At 75.4% G+C, this 15,379-nt stretch carries 14 protein-coding genes; 8 read left to right on the forward strand and 6 right to left on the reverse strand.

Annotation, left to right across the window (positions count from 1 at the left end; all coding sequences use genetic code 11):
* Nucleotides 1-20: 20 nt before the first annotated feature.
* Complete coding sequence (locus tag AC07B0_RS06480; RefSeq protein ID WP_478897020.1) at nt 21-758, forward strand: ABC transporter ATP-binding protein; 738 nt, start codon at nt 21-23, stop codon at nt 756-758.
* 90 nt (nt 759-848) lie between these two features.
* Here AC07B0_RS06480 and AC07B0_RS06485 read toward each other — a convergent pair whose 3' ends face one another.
* On the reverse strand, nt 849-1,322 hold the full coding sequence (locus AC07B0_RS06485) for an STAS domain-containing protein (RefSeq protein ID WP_356878466.1): 474 nt from the start codon (nt 1,320-1,322) through the stop codon (nt 849-851).
* Nucleotides 1,323-1,510: 188 nt separating this feature from the next.
* Between AC07B0_RS06485 and AC07B0_RS06490 the strand changes: the two genes are divergently transcribed.
* Nucleotides 1,511-2,416, forward strand: a complete 906-nt coding sequence (locus AC07B0_RS06490; RefSeq protein WP_478897021.1) for a hypothetical protein — start codon at nt 1,511-1,513, stop codon at nt 2,414-2,416.
* A 33-nt stretch (nt 2,417-2,449) separates the two neighbouring features.
* On the opposite strand, the gene AC07B0_RS06495 is transcribed toward AC07B0_RS06490, so the two are convergent.
* Together AC07B0_RS06495 and AC07B0_RS06500 are read right to left on the reverse strand one after the other, a co-directional pair.
* The gene (locus AC07B0_RS06495; protein WP_478897023.1) at nt 2,450-4,756 is read right to left on the reverse strand and encodes an FtsX-like permease family protein; all 2,307 of its coding nucleotides are present in this window, start codon (nt 4,754-4,756) and stop codon (nt 2,450-2,452) included.
* Nucleotides 4,753-5,538, reverse strand: coding sequence for an ABC transporter ATP-binding protein (locus tag AC07B0_RS06500; protein WP_478897024.1), 786 nt, complete (start codon nt 5,536-5,538; stop codon nt 4,753-4,755). The genes AC07B0_RS06495 and AC07B0_RS06500 overlap by 4 nt, the downstream gene beginning before the upstream one ends.
* A 209-nt stretch (nt 5,539-5,747) precedes the next feature.
* Between AC07B0_RS06500 and AC07B0_RS06505 the strand changes: the two genes are divergently transcribed.
* Nucleotides 5,748-6,623 carry a sensor histidine kinase gene (locus AC07B0_RS06505; protein WP_478897026.1) on the forward strand — a complete coding sequence of 292 codons (876 nt, stop codon included), beginning with the start codon at nt 5,748-5,750 and terminating at the stop codon, nt 6,621-6,623.
* The gene (locus AC07B0_RS06510) at nt 6,620-7,450 is read left to right on the forward strand and encodes a response regulator (protein ID WP_478897027.1); all 831 of its coding nucleotides are present in this window, start codon (nt 6,620-6,622) and stop codon (nt 7,448-7,450) included. The genes AC07B0_RS06505 and AC07B0_RS06510 overlap by 4 nt, the downstream gene beginning before the upstream one ends.
* 103 nt (nt 7,451-7,553) lie before the next feature.
* On the opposite strand, the gene AC07B0_RS06515 is transcribed toward AC07B0_RS06510, so the two are convergent.
* Together AC07B0_RS06515 and AC07B0_RS06520 are read right to left on the reverse strand one after the other, a co-directional pair.
* A complete protein-coding gene (locus tag AC07B0_RS06515) occupies nt 7,554-9,200 on the reverse strand; it encodes a hypothetical protein (protein ID WP_478897029.1) in 1,647 nt (548 codons plus the stop codon).
* Complete coding sequence (locus tag AC07B0_RS06520) at nt 9,197-10,195, reverse strand: LysR family transcriptional regulator (protein WP_478897031.1); 999 nt, start codon at nt 10,193-10,195, stop codon at nt 9,197-9,199. The genes AC07B0_RS06515 and AC07B0_RS06520 overlap by 4 nt, the downstream gene beginning before the upstream one ends.
* Before the next feature lie 71 nt (nt 10,196-10,266).
* Here AC07B0_RS06520 and AC07B0_RS06525 point away from each other — a divergent pair, with 71 nt between their 5' ends.
* Complete coding sequence (locus AC07B0_RS06525) at nt 10,267-11,265, forward strand: NAD-dependent epimerase/dehydratase family protein (protein WP_478897032.1); 999 nt, start codon at nt 10,267-10,269, stop codon at nt 11,263-11,265.
* Between the two features lie 79 nt (nt 11,266-11,344).
* Here the strand turns inward: AC07B0_RS06525 and AC07B0_RS06530 are convergent, their stop codons facing one another.
* The gene (locus tag AC07B0_RS06530) at nt 11,345-12,157 is read right to left on the reverse strand and encodes a GntR family transcriptional regulator (protein WP_478897034.1); all 813 of its coding nucleotides are present in this window, start codon (nt 12,155-12,157) and stop codon (nt 11,345-11,347) included.
* Nucleotides 12,158-12,390: 233 nt separating this feature from the next.
* Between AC07B0_RS06530 and AC07B0_RS06535 the strand changes: the two genes are divergently transcribed.
* The 3 genes from AC07B0_RS06535 to AC07B0_RS06545 are packed head-to-tail and all read left to right on the forward strand — an operon-like array spanning nt 12,391 to nt 15,373.
* On the forward strand, nt 12,391-13,563 hold the full coding sequence (locus tag AC07B0_RS06535) for an ABC transporter substrate-binding protein (RefSeq protein ID WP_478897035.1): 1,173 nt from the start codon (nt 12,391-12,393) through the stop codon (nt 13,561-13,563).
* On the forward strand, nt 13,563-14,471 hold the full coding sequence (locus tag AC07B0_RS06540; RefSeq protein ID WP_478897037.1) for an ABC transporter permease: 909 nt from the start codon (nt 13,563-13,565) through the stop codon (nt 14,469-14,471). Before AC07B0_RS06535 ends, AC07B0_RS06540 begins: the two co-directional genes overlap by 1 nt.
* On the forward strand, nt 14,459-15,373 hold the full coding sequence (locus AC07B0_RS06545) for an ABC transporter permease (protein ID WP_356878486.1): 915 nt from the start codon (nt 14,459-14,461) through the stop codon (nt 15,371-15,373). The genes AC07B0_RS06540 and AC07B0_RS06545 overlap by 13 nt, the downstream gene beginning before the upstream one ends.
* The last annotated feature ends 6 nt before the right edge of the window (nt 15,374-15,379 follow it).

The following is a 15,379-nucleotide window of genomic DNA, read 5'->3' on the forward strand; positions in this document are numbered from 1 at the left end:
GGTCCGAGGGGGAGCCCACCATGACGCAGCAACAGGACAGCACCGCCGAAGACGCGGCCGCCGCCACGTCGATGATGGTCGTGCGCGACCTCCGCAAGAGCTTCGGTACGGGAGACCGGGCCGTACACGCCCTGCGCGGCGTCACGTTCGAGGCCCGGCGCGGTGAGCTCACCGCGCTCAAGGGGCGGTCCGGCTCCGGCAAGACCACGCTGCTGAACCTGGTCGGAGGACTCGACGCCCCGACGGGCGGAACCATCGAACTGGACGGCACCGACCTGGCCGCACTGGACGAGAACGGGCTCCTCGCCCTGCGCCGCGACCGGATCGGCTTCGTCTTCCAGTCCTTCGGGCTGATCCCCGTACTGACCGCCGCCGAGAACGTCGGCGTGCCGATGCGGATGCGCAAGGTACCGGCGAAGCAGCGCGAGGAACGGGTCCGCACGCTGCTCGCGCTCGTCGGCCTCGCCGACCACGCGGAGCAGCGCCCGGGTGAACTCTCGGGCGGTCAGCAGCAGCGCGTCGCCGTGGCCCGTGCGCTGGCCAACGAGCCCGCCCTGATCATCGCGGACGAGCCCACCGGCCAGCTGGACTCCGAGACCGGCCGCTCCATCATGCGGCTGCTGCGCGCCGTGGTGCGCAGCGAGGGGGTCACCGCACTGGTCGCCACCCACGATCCGACGATGATCGAACTCGCCGACCGGGTGCTGGAGTTGAGCGACGGGCGGATCGTGGAGGCGCGGACGCCGGAGACGGACTGAGGGGCGGCCGCCGGCCTCCCGGGGGCGGCGGCAGGTGCCGGGCCAGTACGAGGGCCAGGAGCAGCGGGATCAGGGTGAGCGCGGTGAAGGTCACGGGCCCACCGGCTTGCGGAGGGCGAGCGGCGGCCGGATCCGGGACTCCAGGGACAGCAGGAGCCGGACGGAGCGGGAGGCCGCGGCCACTTCCCAGGAGCGGCCGCCGAGGACCCACCGGTCCAGCGCGTTCAGCAGGGCCGAGTCGCAGAAGGAGACCAGGGCCGCGTCGAGGACGAGGCGGCGTGCGCCGCGGGCGGCTCCTTCGTCGAGGAGCCCGCGCAAGGGGGCGCAGGTGAAGTGGTCGAACTCGCCGGCCAGGCTGACGGCGAGGACCCCGTCGTGGAGCGTGGACCGTATGCGGGGGAGCGGGTCCGGGCCGGCGTCCGGTCCCGTGCCGGCGGCCCGGGCCGGGCCGGGCGGATCCTGAGGGGCGGGCGGACCGGGCGGTGGCGCCGGAGCGGTCGGGGCGGTCGGAGCGGTCAGAGCGCGGGCCGCGGGCAGTATCGGGGCGTTTATGGGAGCGTTCATACCCCCTCCAACGGGCCCCGCCCCGGGCGGGGAAGCGGCCGGGGCGCTCACTTCACCCGCGCGGGGCCGCCCGCTGACCCGTTCCGGCGATCTTCCTCACCCACCCGGGGCACCCGTACGTCCGCCCGGGCGGCGCGGTACGGACGCGGTCCGCCGCGGGTGGCCGCTGATGGCCGACAGTGGAGCGCGTGGACGTGGACGAGGTCATCGACGCGCTGTACGCGGCGCACCCATCGGGCTTCACGGCGGCGCGGGCCGCGGCCGCCGCCCGGGCGAAGACGGCCGGGGATGCGGAGGCGGCGCGCCGGATCGCCGCCCTGCGGCGGCCCACGCTGGCCGCCTGGACGTCGAACCTGCTCGTACGGACCCAGCCGGAGGAGGCCGAGCAGTTCCTCCAGCTCGGGCAGGCCCTGCGGTCGGCACACCACGCGCTGGACGGCGAGCGGCTGCGGGCCCTGTCCCACCAGCAGCACGTGGTGATCGGGGCGCTCGCCCGCGAGGCCGGGCGGCTGGCCGTGGAGGCGGGGTCGCCGGTGTCGGAGGCGGTGGTGCGCGAGGTGGAGCGGATCCTGTACGCCGTCCTCGCCGGACCGGAGGCGGCCGAGCGGTGGGCCTCGGGCAGGCTCGTACGGACCCCCGAGCCGGAGCTGGACTTCCCCGCCGTCGATCCGGACGCCGTACGGGCCGGGCCGGGGCGGGCGCACGGATCCGGGCCCGCCGGGGACGGCCCGGACGGTGACGTCGGCACCGGCACGCGCGGCACCGACGGGGGCGGCACCGACGGGGACGGCGGCCGGCTGGAGGCCGCGCGGGCCGCCGTCGACGACGCCGAACGGGCCGTCTCCGTCCGAGAGGAGGAGGAGCGGGAGGCCGACGCGGCCCGTCGGCACGCGGTGGCCTCGGCGGCGGAAGCCGACGCCGTGGCGGCCCGGCTGGAACGGGAGGCCGGGCACGCGCGGGACGAACGGGACCGGGCCTACGCGGCGGTCACCGAAGCCGAGGCCCTCCACCGCGAGGCCGGCCGCGCCGCCCGGGAGGCCCGCGACGCCGTCACCGCCGCGCGGGAGCACCTCCGTGCCCTCGGGGCGCCCTGAGGGCACGGAGGCGGCCGGGTCCCGGCCGACGGCTTACTCGGTGTGCAGCGCGGAGGCGATCGTGGTCCGCGCGGCCGCCCGGGCCGGTACCAGGGCGCCGAGGACGGCGATGGCGACCCCCGCCAGCAGCAGCCCCGCCAGCTGCGGCGCGTGCCAGACGTCCTTCATCGGCCCGGTGAACGACACGATCCCCACGTTGTCGACGACCAGCCGGTGCGCCGCCACCCCCAGCGGGATCCCCAGCAGGCCCCCGACCGCCCCCACACCCGTCACCGAGGTCACGGTCATCACCACCACCTGACGGGGGGTCATGCCGATCGACTTCAGCATCCCGAGGTCGCGGCGGCGCTCCCTGGTGTTCAGCAGCACCGTGTTGAAGACGCCGAGGGCCGTCACGACCGACAGCAGCACGGTGAACACCGAGGAGAAGCCGACGACGGTGGTGGTCGCGGCGCTGCCCGTCCCCGCGACCTCGGCGCGCAGGCCGGGATCGAGCGCGTTGACGGCGTCGGCGTACGCGCCGGCGTCCGAACCGGGCGCGAGCTCCACCCGGTACTGCCTGGCCCGGAGCTCCGGCGCGAGCGCTTCCAGCGTCTCCCACGAGGTGGCGAACGCCTGCGCGTCACCGTCGACGAGCTCGCCGACGACCCTTCCGGGCACCCGCCCGCCGTTCAGTTCCAGGGTGACCTCGTCGCCGACCGCGAGCCCCCGCTCGGTCAGGAACGCGGGCCCGGCGACGACCTCCCCGGCCGCCCGGGGGACGCGGCCGTCCGCGAGCGTCGCGGCGTACGAGGTGAGGTCGCCCCGGTAGAAGTCCGCGAACGCGGGCTGCGCGTACCCGACCAGGCTCACCTGGGACAGGGCCCGGGCCCGTACCCCGCGGGCACCCGGCAGGGAGCGGAGCCGCTCCTCGGTCTCCGCGTCGCCCAGCCGCAGGGGCGGGATCCCGTTGAGCGGGGCGCCCGTCATGACGGTGACGGCGGGGACGTCGCCCCGGCCGGTCTTCGCGTACGCGAGCATCGTCGAGGTCAGGCCCGTGGACAGCGTGACCGTGGTGACGCCGAGGACGATGGCGGCCATCGTCAGCAGGGTCCGGGCCGGGCGGGCGAACGGCTGGCCGAGACCCAGGCTGACGGAGCGCGGCAGCGCGGTGGCGCCCAGCAGGCGCTGGACGCGCAGCCCGCGCCCGGTGCGCGAGGAGCCCCCCGCGCTGATGGCCCGCGCCGCCGGCAGCCGGTGCGCCCGGAGCGCGGGAACCAGCGCGGTGAGCAGGACCAGGGCGGGAACGCCCAGCAGGCAGACCACGAAGACCCAGGGGTCGACGGTGGTCACGACGGCGTTGCCGGTCTCGGTACCGGAGAAGGCGACCTTCAGGATGGGTCCGGCGAGCGCGCCGCCGGCCAGGGTGCCGATCAGGCACCCGGCGGCCGCGGGCACACCGGTCATGGCGAGGTAGACGGCCACCACCTGGCGGGGGGTGAAGCCCATCGCCTTCAGCACGCCGATGTGCCGGTAGCCGGAGACAACGGCTCCGCTCACCACGTTCCCGACGATCAGGGCGGAGACGAGCAGGCCGAGCACGCCGAAGAGCCCCATGAACGGCAGGTAGGCGCCGGCCCGGGAGGAGAAGGCCTTCTTGAGGGTGAGGTAGGACTGGGAGGCGGTCAGGGACTCCTCCGGCAGGCCGGCGGTGGCCCCGGCCAGCCCGTCGCGGACGGCCGCGGGGGAGGAGGCGTCGGCGAACCGGTAGAGCATCTGGGCCGAGGCGGGGCGCAGTTCCGCCACCTGTTCCGGGGTGACCCACGCTCCGGCGGACTGGCTCATGCTGGTCGCGAAGCCCACCACGGTGAGCGTCGGCACCCCCGGGGACTCCAGCTTCGAGCCGAGGAGGTCGTCGTAGGGCGAGCCGCCGATGTCCCAGTTGACGACGATCTCCCCGGGCGCGGCGGGCCAACGGCCGCTCAGCAGGTCGATCCGGTCCACCGGTCCGTCCGGATCGGCCCGGCCGACCACGGTGAGCGGGCCGCGCGGCATCCAGAGCCAGTCCCCGGGCACCTCGACGACGGCCTGGCGGAACGGTCCCGCGGCGGCCTCCACCCCGGGCCGCCGGGCGGTCTGCGCCAGTTGTGCGTCGGACACCCGGGCCAGCTCGTACGTCGCCGTCGCGTGCGCGCCGCGCTGGGCGGCGTAGGCCTTGTCGAAGGGGGCCGAGGCGGCCGCGAGCAGGGCCAGGGCGAGCAGCACCGTCGTGGTCGAGCACAACACGACGAGGCCGATCACGACCGTCTGCACCCTGCGTCGCCGGACGGCGGCGCGCGCGGCCCTCCACACGGCGCTCACGCGCCCGCCTCCGCCGCGCCCGCGACCGGGGCGCCCGCGGCCGTGGCGCTCGGGTCCGGGCCGCTCGGGTCCGGGGTGCCCGGGTCCACGGCGCTCTCGCGGGCCACCCGGCCGTCGGCGACCTCGACCAGGCGGCCGGCGCAGCGGGTCGCCAGGTGCGGGTCGTGCGTGACGATGAGGAGGGTCTGGCCGATCTGGTTGAGGTCGATCAGCAGGTCCATCACCTGCTCGCCCGAGCGGCTGTCGAGGGCGCCCGTCGGCTCGTCCGCCAGCAGCAGGGCCGGACGGTTCATCAAGGCCCGTGCCACGGCGACCCGTTGGCGCTCGCCGCCGCTGAGGGTCGTCGGGTAGTGGTCGCGGCGACCGGCGATGCCCAGCTCGTCGAGGAGCTCCAGGGCCCGCCGACGGGCCTGACGGGCGGACACGCCGGTCAGCTGGGCGGCCAGGGCGACGTTGTCGAGGGCCGGCAGGTCGTCGATCAGGTTGAAGAACTGGAAGATCATCCCGACGTGGCGGCGGCGGAACAGGGCCAGGCCCGTCTCCGTCAGGCTCCCCAGGTCCTGGCCGTGCACCTGGACCGTGCCGGCGGTCGGCCGGTCCAGGCCGGCCACCATGTTCAGGAGCGTGGACTTGCCGCAGCCCGACGGGCCCATCACGGCGACCGCGTCGCCCCGCCGGATCTCCAGAGAGAGGCCGTCCAGGGCCTTCGCGTCGCCGTACTCCTTGTGCACGCCGTCCAGCCGGACGACCACCGGCCGCGCACTGTCGTGATCAGTTGTCATGCCCCGAACTTAGAAGGGGGACCGTGGCGCGGGCGTCACCCCCCGGATGCAGAAGGACGGGCAGGTCATACCGGGGATGTACGGAGGTGGGCCCGCCGGAGGGATGCGGACTACGGCCCGGACTGCGACGATGGAGAGCGTAACGATCTTCAGCGCGGGGCCGGGGGGACGGGCTCGCGGGGAGCGGGCGGGCGGACGGGGTGGACGGGGTGGGGTGGCAGACGGGCGGCGCGCTGGGCGCCGCGTGCCTGGCGCTGGCGACGGCGTTGGGTCTGGGGATCGCGCTGGCGCGGGAGCGGCGCGCGCACCGGGCGGCCCTCGGTGAGCGCGGCTGGTTCCTGGAGCGCGAGCGGGAGAGCGCGGCCCGCAGCGCGGTCGACGCGGAACGGGCGAGGATCGCGGCCGAACTGCACGACATCGTCAGCCACAACGTGAGCCTGATGATCGTGCAGGCCGGGGCCGCCCGCGAGGTGCTGACGGCCCTGCCGCAGGACGCGGCGGACGCGATGAGCGCCGTCGAGAGCGCCGGACGGACCACGATGACCGAACTGCGCACCCTGCTCGGTCTGCTGGCCCCCGCCCAGGACGGCCGGGACGAACCGTACGCGGTCGCCGCGGAACTGACCCCGCAGCCCAGCCTGAGCCGGCTGGGCCCGCTCATCGACAAGATCGCCTTCGCCGGTCTCCCGGTGGAGGTGCGGATATCCGGCCAACCGCGCCCGCTGCCGGCCGGGATCGACGTGACCGCCTACCGCATCATCCAGGAGGCCCTCACCAATGCGCTCAAACACGGGAACGCCGAGAAGGCCGAGGTGACGGTGCGGTACGCCGACCACGCGCTGCGGGTCGAGGTGCTCAACTCCGGCCCGAGCGTGCTGTCGGACCGCGACGGCGGGCCTGACGGCGTCCGAGACTGGGCGGAGCGGCCCCCGGCACCGGCCGGAACCCCGAAGGGCGACGGCACGGGCCGCGGCCTGATCGGCCTGCGCGAGCGGGTGGCCGTCTACGGAGGCGACCTCGACGCCCGCCGCCGCCTCGGCGGCGGTTACCGGGTCCGCGCCCGCCTGCCCCTGGACCGGCCATGACGGCGCCCGAGCCGGCGCCCGAGCCGGCGTTCGGAACGGCTCCGGGAGCGGAGCCCCGTGCGGAGTCCCCTGCGGAGACCCGGCCGGGTACCGGGGAGGCGGCTCCCGCACCCCGGGTGGTGATCGCCGACGACCAGGAACTCGTGCGCACGGGCTTCCGGATGATCCTGACGGCCCGGGGCATCGACGTGGTGGGCGTCGCGGCCGACGGGGCCGAAGCGGTGGCCACGGCCCGCCGGCTGCGGCCCGACGTCGTGCTGCTCGACATCCGCATGCCGAACATGGACGGTCTCGAAGCCGCCCGGCGGATCCTCGCGGAGCTCCCCGCCTGCCGGGTGATCATGCTGACCACCTTCGACCTCGACCAGTACGTGTACGCCGCCCTCGCCGCCGGCGCCAGCGGGTTCCTGCTCAAGGACGTCACGCCCGCACACCTGGCGGCCGCCGTACGGCTGGTGGGCACGGGCGACGCGCTGCTCTCGCCGTCGATCACCCGCCGCCTGGTGGAGAGGTGCGCCCCGGCCGCCGCACCACGGGCGGACGCGGCCCCGCACCGGGACCTCGCCGCGCTGACCCCGCGCGAGCGCGAGGTGCTGACGCTCATGGGCCACGGTCTGTCCAACGCCGAACTGGCCCGGGAACTGACGCTCAGCGAAGCCACCGTGAAGACCCACGTGGCGCGGATCTTCGCCAAGCTGGCCCTGCGGGACCGGGCGCAGGCGGTGGTCCTGGCCTACGAGACCGGGCTGGTCACCCCCGGCGCCGTCATCCCGCCGTCACGCTCGGCTCCGGGGGAAGGAGGAACTCCTCCGGACGCCCTGGGGTGACGGGACCGTCGGCGGGCTCGAAGGTGTGCGCCGCGCGGATCCGGGACGCGGCGGCACCGGCCCTGACGCACCGCCCCACCCCGCCGCCCCGGCCGGTCGCCGGTCAGGGCATCAGCTTCCGCATCGCGGCCGCCGGCAGCGCCGGGTTGGCGGCGGCCACCTCCGCCACGTACCGGTCGGGGCCGTCGAGCAGCGCGAGCAGTGCGGCCGTCGGCAGGGCGGGGTGGGCCGCCGCGTAGCGCCGGGCCTTCTCGTGGGCCAGACACGTCAGCAGCGCCGGGCCCGTCGCGTGGGGATGCTCCGCGACCGTCCGCAACGCCCTGCGCACGGGCGGGTCGTGGCGTGCGATGTCCTCCAACAGGGCGCCCGAGGCGTCCGGGTTGGCCGCGACCTGCGCGAGGACCTGTACGCCGAACCGCGCGACCGCGGCGCGCAGCCGGTCCTCGCCCAGGCCCGGGTGGGCGGCCACGGCCTTGACCACCTTCGCGTCGGGATCGGCTGCCAGGGCGTCGCGCACGTCCGGCGGCAGGTCGCGCCGCAGCGCCACGAGGACCCGCAGGCCCGCATCGGCCGAGGCGGCGAGTTCCCGGACCTCGGCGGGGGAGGCGGCGGCGATCCGCGGCAGCGGTTCCCGGCCGAAGCCCGTTCCGCGGGCCAGGCGGGCCAGTACGTCGAGCGGTACGCGCGGATTCCGCAGCAGGGCCTGCCTGGTGTCGGGGTCCGGGCCGGCGGCCAGCTCCCGGATCAGGGCCTCGCCGGCATCCGGGTTCCCGGCCACGTCCCAGCGCACCCCGGGCACCGGGTCCCGAGCGAGCCGCGCGTACACCTCGGGCGGCAGCCCGGCGCGCCCGGCGACGGCCAGCCGCAGCAGCGCCGAGGGATGACCGGCGAAGCGGAGGACGGCGTCGGTGGGGGTGGCCGGGTTGGTCAGGGCCGCCTGCCACGTCTCGTGGACGGTCGACTGGTGGGAGCCGTCGCAGGCGGCGCCCGCCCGCAGCAGACAGTCGGGCCGGGGACATTCCGGGTCGTGCGTGAAGGGCGTCGCCTCGTCGTCACAGACCAGGCAGGAGGAGGCCGGGCGCAACCCCTCTCCGGTGAGCAGGACGGCCAGCAGGGCGGGCGGCACGGCCTCGTTGGCGGCCACCGCGCGCCGGACCTCGGCGTGCGGGTGGGCGACGAGCAGCGCCGCGGCCTCCGCGTCCGGGGTTCCCCATGCGGCCAGTTCGACGGCCACGTCCAGCTCGGGGTCGGCGGCCAGCGTCGCGCCCACGCCGGCCGGCAGGCCGGGGCAGCCGGCCAGTTTCACCCGGCGCCCGGGGTTCGGGTGCGCGGCGAGCAGGGCCGCCCACCACGGCGCGCCCGCGCCCTCGTCGAGCAGGGCGAGGGCGGCAGCCGGCCAGACGGCGGGATCGACATCGGCGGCGTCCAGGTTGCCGCCGTAGGCCAGATGCACGCCGAGGGACTCGTCGTGCGCGGCCAGGAGCAGCGCCTGGTCGCGGCGGAGACCCTCACGGCCGGCCAGTCGCGACGCGAGCCACTCCCGGTCCTCCGGGTCTTCTCGATCGTCCCGGTCAGGTACGTCGCTCCCGGCGGGCCCCGTCCCGTCGGGGCCGCCCGCACCGGGGGCGACGTCGTGCGCGGTGCCTTCGGCCGCGGTGGGTGCGGACCCGAGGGCGTGGGCGATCAGGCGGTCCACGAGCTCCGGAGGCAGGGCTGGATTGGTGGCCAGGCCGGGCAGCAGGTCCCTCACCGGACCACCGCCGGACCGCCCGCGCCCGCCCGGTCGGCCGCGCCCGCCCCGCCGGCGGTGCCTCCCGCGCCCGCGGTGCTCCCCGCGCCCGCCGCCCCGGCCAGGGCCCCGGCCAGGGCGGCCGCGTACGGCTCGGGGTCGGGGCGGCGCGGGGTGACCACGCCGATGAGCCGGGCGGGGCGCGGGGGTGCGAGGGGGACGGCCGTCGTCCCCCCGGCCGGGGCCAGGGCGATGTGCGGGATCAGGGCGACGCCGACACCTGCCCCGACCAGCGTCTGGGCGAAGAAGTAGTCGGTGGTGGAGGCGGCGATCCGCGGCTCGAACCCGGCCTGTTCGGCGTACCGGCGCAGGTAGGCCTCCGTCTTGAGGCAGCCGAGCACCCAGCGGTCGGCGGCGAGTTCGGCCGGCTCCAGCGCCTCCCGGCCGGCGGACCGGTGGCCGGGCGGCAGGACTGCGTACAGCGGATCCTCCGTCAGCGGGAGCCAGTTCACCCCTGCCGCGCCCGACGTGCCGGACGTGCCGGCCGGGCCGGAGGGCAGCGGTCCGTCGAAGCGGTAGGTCAGCGCGAGGTCCGCCGCACCGCCGCGCACCATCGGCAGTGCGTCTTCCGGTTCGGCCTCCAGGACGGTCAGCTCCACTTCGGGGTGCGCGGACACGAACGCGGTGAGCGCCTTCGGCAGCAGGTGGCGGCCCCCGCTGGTGAAGGTGGCCACCGTCAGCTTCGGCCGCCGGGCGGCGAGGCGGTCGATGCGGTGGCGCACCTGGTCGAGTTCGGCCTCGATCGTCCGGGCCGTCTCGGTGAGCAGCGCTCCCGCGGCGGTGAGCGTGACCCCGCGCGTACTGCGCACCGCGACCGGCCGGCCCAGCCCGCGTTCCAGGGAGGCGATGTGCTGGGAGACGGCCGAGGGCGTCAGACCCAGAGCGGAGGCGGCCCGGTTGAAGCTGCCGTGCTCGGCGACGGCCCGCAGTACGCGCAGCCGGTGCACATCGATCAACAGTTTTCCTAACGACGTGTTCAGCGACCGGTCCGTTCCGCTGCGGACGATATCCCGGCAGGGTCGACGGCATGGAACGCATTTTGGTCGTCGGCGGAAGCCGCTACTTCGGCAAGCACCTGGTCACGCTCCTGCGCGACGCCGGGAAAGAGGTCACGGTCCTCAACCGGGGCTCCACCGCCCTCCCGCCCGCGGGGGTCGGCCGCCTCGTGGCCGACCGCGACGACGAGCGGCAGCTCCGGGAGGCGCTCGGTCCCCGTACCTTCGACGCCGTCGTCGACCAGGTTTGCTACACCCCGCAGCAGGCCGCCGTCGCCCGCCGCGTCTTCGCCGGGGGCCGTACCGGCCGCTACGTGATGACCTCGACGATGGAGGTGTACGACCCCGCCACCTTCCCGGCGGTCCCGGCCGGCCCCGCCCCCCTCCCCGCGGCGCCCGGCGGCGAAGGCGCCGTCCGGCCGCGGCCGCCCCGGGCCCCGGTCGCGGAGGACGCCCTCGACCTGACGCGCCTCGCGGCGGGGGCCGGCGCGGGCCTGCCCTCCGGTCCCGCGGCCGCCTACGCCGAGGGCAAGCGGCGGGCGGAGGCCGTGTTCCTGCGCGATCCGGCCTTCCCGTACGTCAGCGTCCGCTCCGCGCACGTCCTGGGCGGCGGCCGGGCGGAGTTCACCGGGCGGCTCGCGCACTACGTCGAGCGGATCGGGGCCGGGCTGCCGGTCGACGTGCACGAGCGGCCGTACCCGACCTCCTTCGTCCACCACCGGGAGATCGCGGAGTTCCTGGCCTGGGCCGCGGCCGGGACCTTCACCGGTCCGGTCAACGCGAGTTCCCACGGGGCGCTGACCGTCACCCGGCTCTGCGAGCTGGTCGCCGTCCGGGCCGGGCGTACGCCGCGCTACCGCACCGTGCCGCAGGGGCAGCAGGCGTCCCCGTTCTCCTTCGACCGGCCGTACGCCCTGGACAACGGTCGCGCCGTGCGGCTCGGCTTCCCCTTCACCCGCACCGAGGACTGGCTGCCGGAGGCGATCGACGAAGCCGCGGCGGCCACGGACCCGGCCGCGCCCGCCCCCTGACGGCGCGCCAGGCCGGACCAGACCGGGCCAGGCCGGTCCGGTCCGGCCCCGGCCACGGCCACGGCTCGGCGTCCCTCGCTCAGCGTTCGGTGCCGGGGTGTGCGCCGGGGTGCCGCTCCAGTGGGGTTGCTACTGCCGAGTTGCTCACACTGAAGGTGACGCTCCCGGCCCGGTAGCGGTCGTCGGACCACTCGATCGGGCGTCCGGTGCGGGTGGCCGACACGTGCCGCTGGCGCAGCAGCGGGCTGCCCCGCCGGATCGCGAGCAGCCGGGCGTCCTCGCTGCCCGCCGGGAGGGCGTCGATGAGGTGCTCCCCGTAGTGGGCCTCGACCCCGGCGTCCGCCGTCAGACTGTCCATCACCGAACGGCAGTCCTCCGGCAGGGCCTCCACGGCCGCCGCGACCCAGTCGGCGTACGCGGTCCGCTCGACCATCGTGGGCTCGCCGTCGAGCAGGCGCAGCCGCAGCACGGCCAGGACCTCCGTACCCGGTGCGAGGGCGAGGCGGTCCGCCTCCTCGGCGGTGGCGGCCCGGCGGGTCCGGGACAGGAACCGGCTGCGGACCTCCTGGCCGATCCCCTCGGCCCACTGCGCGAAGCTGGTCAGCTCGCCGAAGCTGTGCCGCCGTTCCTGGCGCAGGACGATCCTGCGGGCGCCCTGGCTGGAGCCGACGAGCCCGTCGGCGGCGAGCGTGGCGACGGCCTGGCGGACCGTGCCCCGCGAGGCGGACCAGTGTGCGGCCAGGTCACTCTCCGACGGCAGCCGGGCGCCGACCGGGTAGGCGCCGGAGAGGATCTGGCGCCGCAGCGCCTCCGCGATCTCCAGGTAGCGGGCCGTCGCCGGACCGGTCCCGGATCCGGGCCCCGTACCGCTTCCCGTCGTGCTGTTCCCCATGCCGTTCCCCTGCCGCCGACGCGTCCGGCCCCCTGGGCCGCGATCATCATCGATGATCATCCGGGCCCGGTCTGTCACGACCCCTTTCGGTCATTCTCTTGTCTTCGTCGAAGCGTGCTCCGACGGACCGCCGCCGTTCACCGTCCGTACAGCGCGCCCGGGCGAACTGGAGCCAACTTGTTCAGACAAGTGATGCCTGGCAAGTGAAACCCCCTTCGTCTCCGGGAGAGACCGTGCTCAGTTCCTCCGCCCGTCGCGGCGCGGCCGTACTGCTCAGTGCCGCCGTGCTCACCACGCTCAGCGCGTGCGGCGCAGCGCCCGATCCGCAGCAGCCCGCCGGTGCCGCCGGCGACGCCAAGGGCAGCGCCCGGCCGGGCACCGCGACCTCGCTCGCCGATCTGGGCGGCCTGGAGGCCCTCGTCGCGGCCGCCGAGAAGGAAGGGCAGCTGAACGTCATCGCGCTGCCGCCGGACTGGGCGAACTACGGCGAGATGATCAAGGCCTTCCAGGCCAAGTACCCTAAGATCAAGATCAACAGCGAGAGCCCCGACGCATCCAGCGCCGACGAGATCGCGGCCGTGAAGTCCCGCAAGGGCCAGGACCGCGCCCCCGACGTCCTCGACCTGGGCATCGCCTTCGCCCGCAGCGGAGCCGCCGAGAACCTCTTCGCCCCGTACAAGGTCGCCGCCTGGGACAAGATCCCCGCCTCCCAGAAGGACGCGGACGGCCGCTGGTACAACGACTACGGCGGCTACGTCTCCATCGGCTGCGACGCCGCCCGCGTCCCCACCTGCCCGCAGACCTTCGCGGACCTCCTCAAGCCCGAGTACAAGGGCAAGGTCGCCCTCAACGGCAACCCCACCAAGTCGGGCTCCGCCTTCGGCGGCGTGTACGCGGCCGCGCTGGCCAACAAGGGCTCCTTCGCGGACATCCAGCCCGGCATCGACTTCTTCGGGCAGCTGCGCAAGAGCGGCAACTTCATCCCCGTCGAGTCCACCCCGGCCACCGTCGAGAAGGGCGAGACGCCCATCTCCATCGACTGGGACTACCTCAACGCCGGCTACGCCGAGCAGTTCAAGGGCAAGGGCGTCGACTGGAAGGTCGCCGTCCCCGCCGACGGCGTCTTCGCCCAGTACTACTCCCAGGCCATCAACAAGGACGCCCCCCACCCGGCGGCCTCCCGCCTGTGGATGGAGTTCCTGTACGGCACCGAGGGCCAGAACATCTGGCTCAAGGGCCACGCCCGCCCCGTCCTGCTCCCCGGCATGACCCAGGACGGCACCGCCGACAAGGCCGCCGTCGCCGCGCTCCCGCAGGTCCAGGGCACCCCGTCCTTCCCCGCCTCGGCCGAGCTCGACCAGGCCAAGGCCACCCTCGCCGAGAAGTGGGACAAGGCCCTCAGCTGATGTCCGCCCCCACCACCTCCCCCCTCCCGACGGGGACCGCCGGCGGCACCACCCCCCGCCGCCGGCGGCGCGGCCCGCGCACCTGGCTCGCCGTCCTCCCCCTCCTCGCCTTCACCGGGCTCTGCTTCGGCATCCCGCTCGGCGCCATCGCCTTCGGCGCGGTCACCAGCACCGACCCGGCCACCGGCGCCACCCGGGCCACCGGAGAGCACCTCGCGCGTTCCCTCCAGGGCCCCTACCTCGGCTCGCTCGTCGGCAGCGTCCAGCTCTCCGCCCTGACCGCACTCCTCGGCGCCGTGCTCGGCGTGCTCATCGCCCAGGCCGTGGTCACCTCGCGCTCCAGCGCCCTGCGCTCCGCCGCCCTGACGGCCTCGGGAGTCCTCGCCAACTTCGGCGGCGTACCGCTCGCCTTCGCGTTCATCGCCACCGCCGGCATCTCCGGAGTCGTCACCCAGCTCGCCGACCTCACCGGCCTCGGCTGGAACCTGTACTCCTTCACCGGTCTCACCGTGGTCTACCTGTACTTCCTGACCCCGCTGATGGTCCTCGTGACCGTCCCCGCGCTGGACGGACTGCGCCCCCAGTGGCGCGAGGCCGCCCAGAACAGCGGGGCCACCGCCGGCCAGTTCTGGCGCCACGTGGGCCTCCCGGTGCTGGCGCCCTCCCTGCTCGGCGGGTTCGTCCTCCTCTTCGGCACCGCCTTCGCCGCCCACGCCACGGCCGCGGCGCTCGTCGGCGGCTCGGTCCCGCTGGTCACCCTGAAGATCGCGGACGCGCTCTCCGGCAACGTCCTCACCGGACAGGAGAACGTGGCGCTCGCGCTCGGCCTCGACATGATCCTGATCGCCGGCCTGGTCATGGCGGTCTACCTGCCCCTCCAGCGACGGAGCGCCCGATGGCTGCGATGACCCCGACCGTGCCCCGGACGGACGAAGGCGCCGTGACCGCCCCCGAGCCCCGCGCGAAGGCGCGCCGCCCCCGGCCACGGGTCTGGCGCGGAGCCGTACTCGGCCTCGCCGCCGCCTACTTCCTGCTCCCGCTCGTCGCCTCCTTCGTCTTCACCGTGCACGTCCCCGGCCAGGGCGTCACCTTCGAGGCCTACACCGAACTGCTCGCCGCCGAGGGGTTCACCGAGAGCCTGCTGCTCTCCCTCGGCCTGGCGGCCGCCACCATCGCCCTGTCCCTGCTGCTGGCGGTGCCCGCGCTGGTCGCCGTGCGCATCGGCTCGCCCCGGCTGCGCCCGGTCGTCGAGGTGATGTGCATGCTGCCCCTCGTCGTGCCGCCCATCGCCCTGGTCACCGGGATCACCACCGTGCTGCGCTGGGGGCCCGAGCACCTCTCGCGGACCCCGCTGTACCAGACCTTCATCGCCGTCCAGAACGAGAAGTTCCCCTTCGTCCTGGTCCTCGCCTACACGGTGCTGGCGCTGCCCTTCGTCTACCGCTCCCTCGACGCGGGCCTGCGCGCCGTCGACGTCCCGACCCTGACCGAGGCCGCCCGCAGCTGCGGCGCGAGCTGGCCGTACGTCGTCGTGCGCGTCCTGCTGCCCAACCTGCGGGCCTCCCTCGCCGGAGCGGCCTTCCTCACCCTGGCACTCGTCCTCGGCGAGTTCACCATCGCCTCGCTCCTCGGCTTCCGGCCCTTCGCCGTGTGGATCGTGACGATCTCCGGAGCCCAGGCCCGGATGTCGGTGGCCGTCTCCGTCCTCAGCCTCCTCATCACCTGGCTGCTGCTGCTCCTCCTCTCGCGGGCCGGAACGAACGCCCCCAGCGCGTCCCCCGCCCCCGCCCCCTCCCGCAAGGAGTCCTGACCCCCC

It is taken from the genome of Streptomyces sp. NPDC044704 (assembly GCF_056433525.1).

Coding starts and splice junctions, on each gene's coding strand:
- AC07B0_RS06480 (WP_478897020.1), top strand. CDS start 21: ATGACGCAGCAACAGGACAGCACCGCCGAAGACGCGGCCGCCGCCACG.
- AC07B0_RS06485 (WP_356878466.1), bottom strand. CDS start 1,322: ATGAACGCTCCCATAAACGCCCCGATACTGCCCGCGGCCCGCGCTCTG.
- AC07B0_RS06500 (WP_478897024.1), bottom strand. CDS start 5,538: ATGACAACTGATCACGACAGTGCGCGGCCGGTGGTCGTCCGGCTGGAC.
- AC07B0_RS06510 (WP_478897027.1), top strand. CDS start 6,620: ATGACGGCGCCCGAGCCGGCGCCCGAGCCGGCGTTCGGAACGGCTCCG.
- AC07B0_RS06525 (WP_478897032.1), top strand. CDS start 10,267: ATGGAACGCATTTTGGTCGTCGGCGGAAGCCGCTACTTCGGCAAGCAC.
- AC07B0_RS06530 (WP_478897034.1), bottom strand. CDS start 12,157: ATGGGGAACAGCACGACGGGAAGCGGTACGGGGCCCGGATCCGGGACC.
- AC07B0_RS06540 (WP_478897037.1), top strand. CDS start 13,563: ATGTCCGCCCCCACCACCTCCCCCCTCCCGACGGGGACCGCCGGCGGC.
- AC07B0_RS06545 (WP_356878486.1), top strand. CDS start 14,459: ATGGCTGCGATGACCCCGACCGTGCCCCGGACGGACGAAGGCGCCGTG.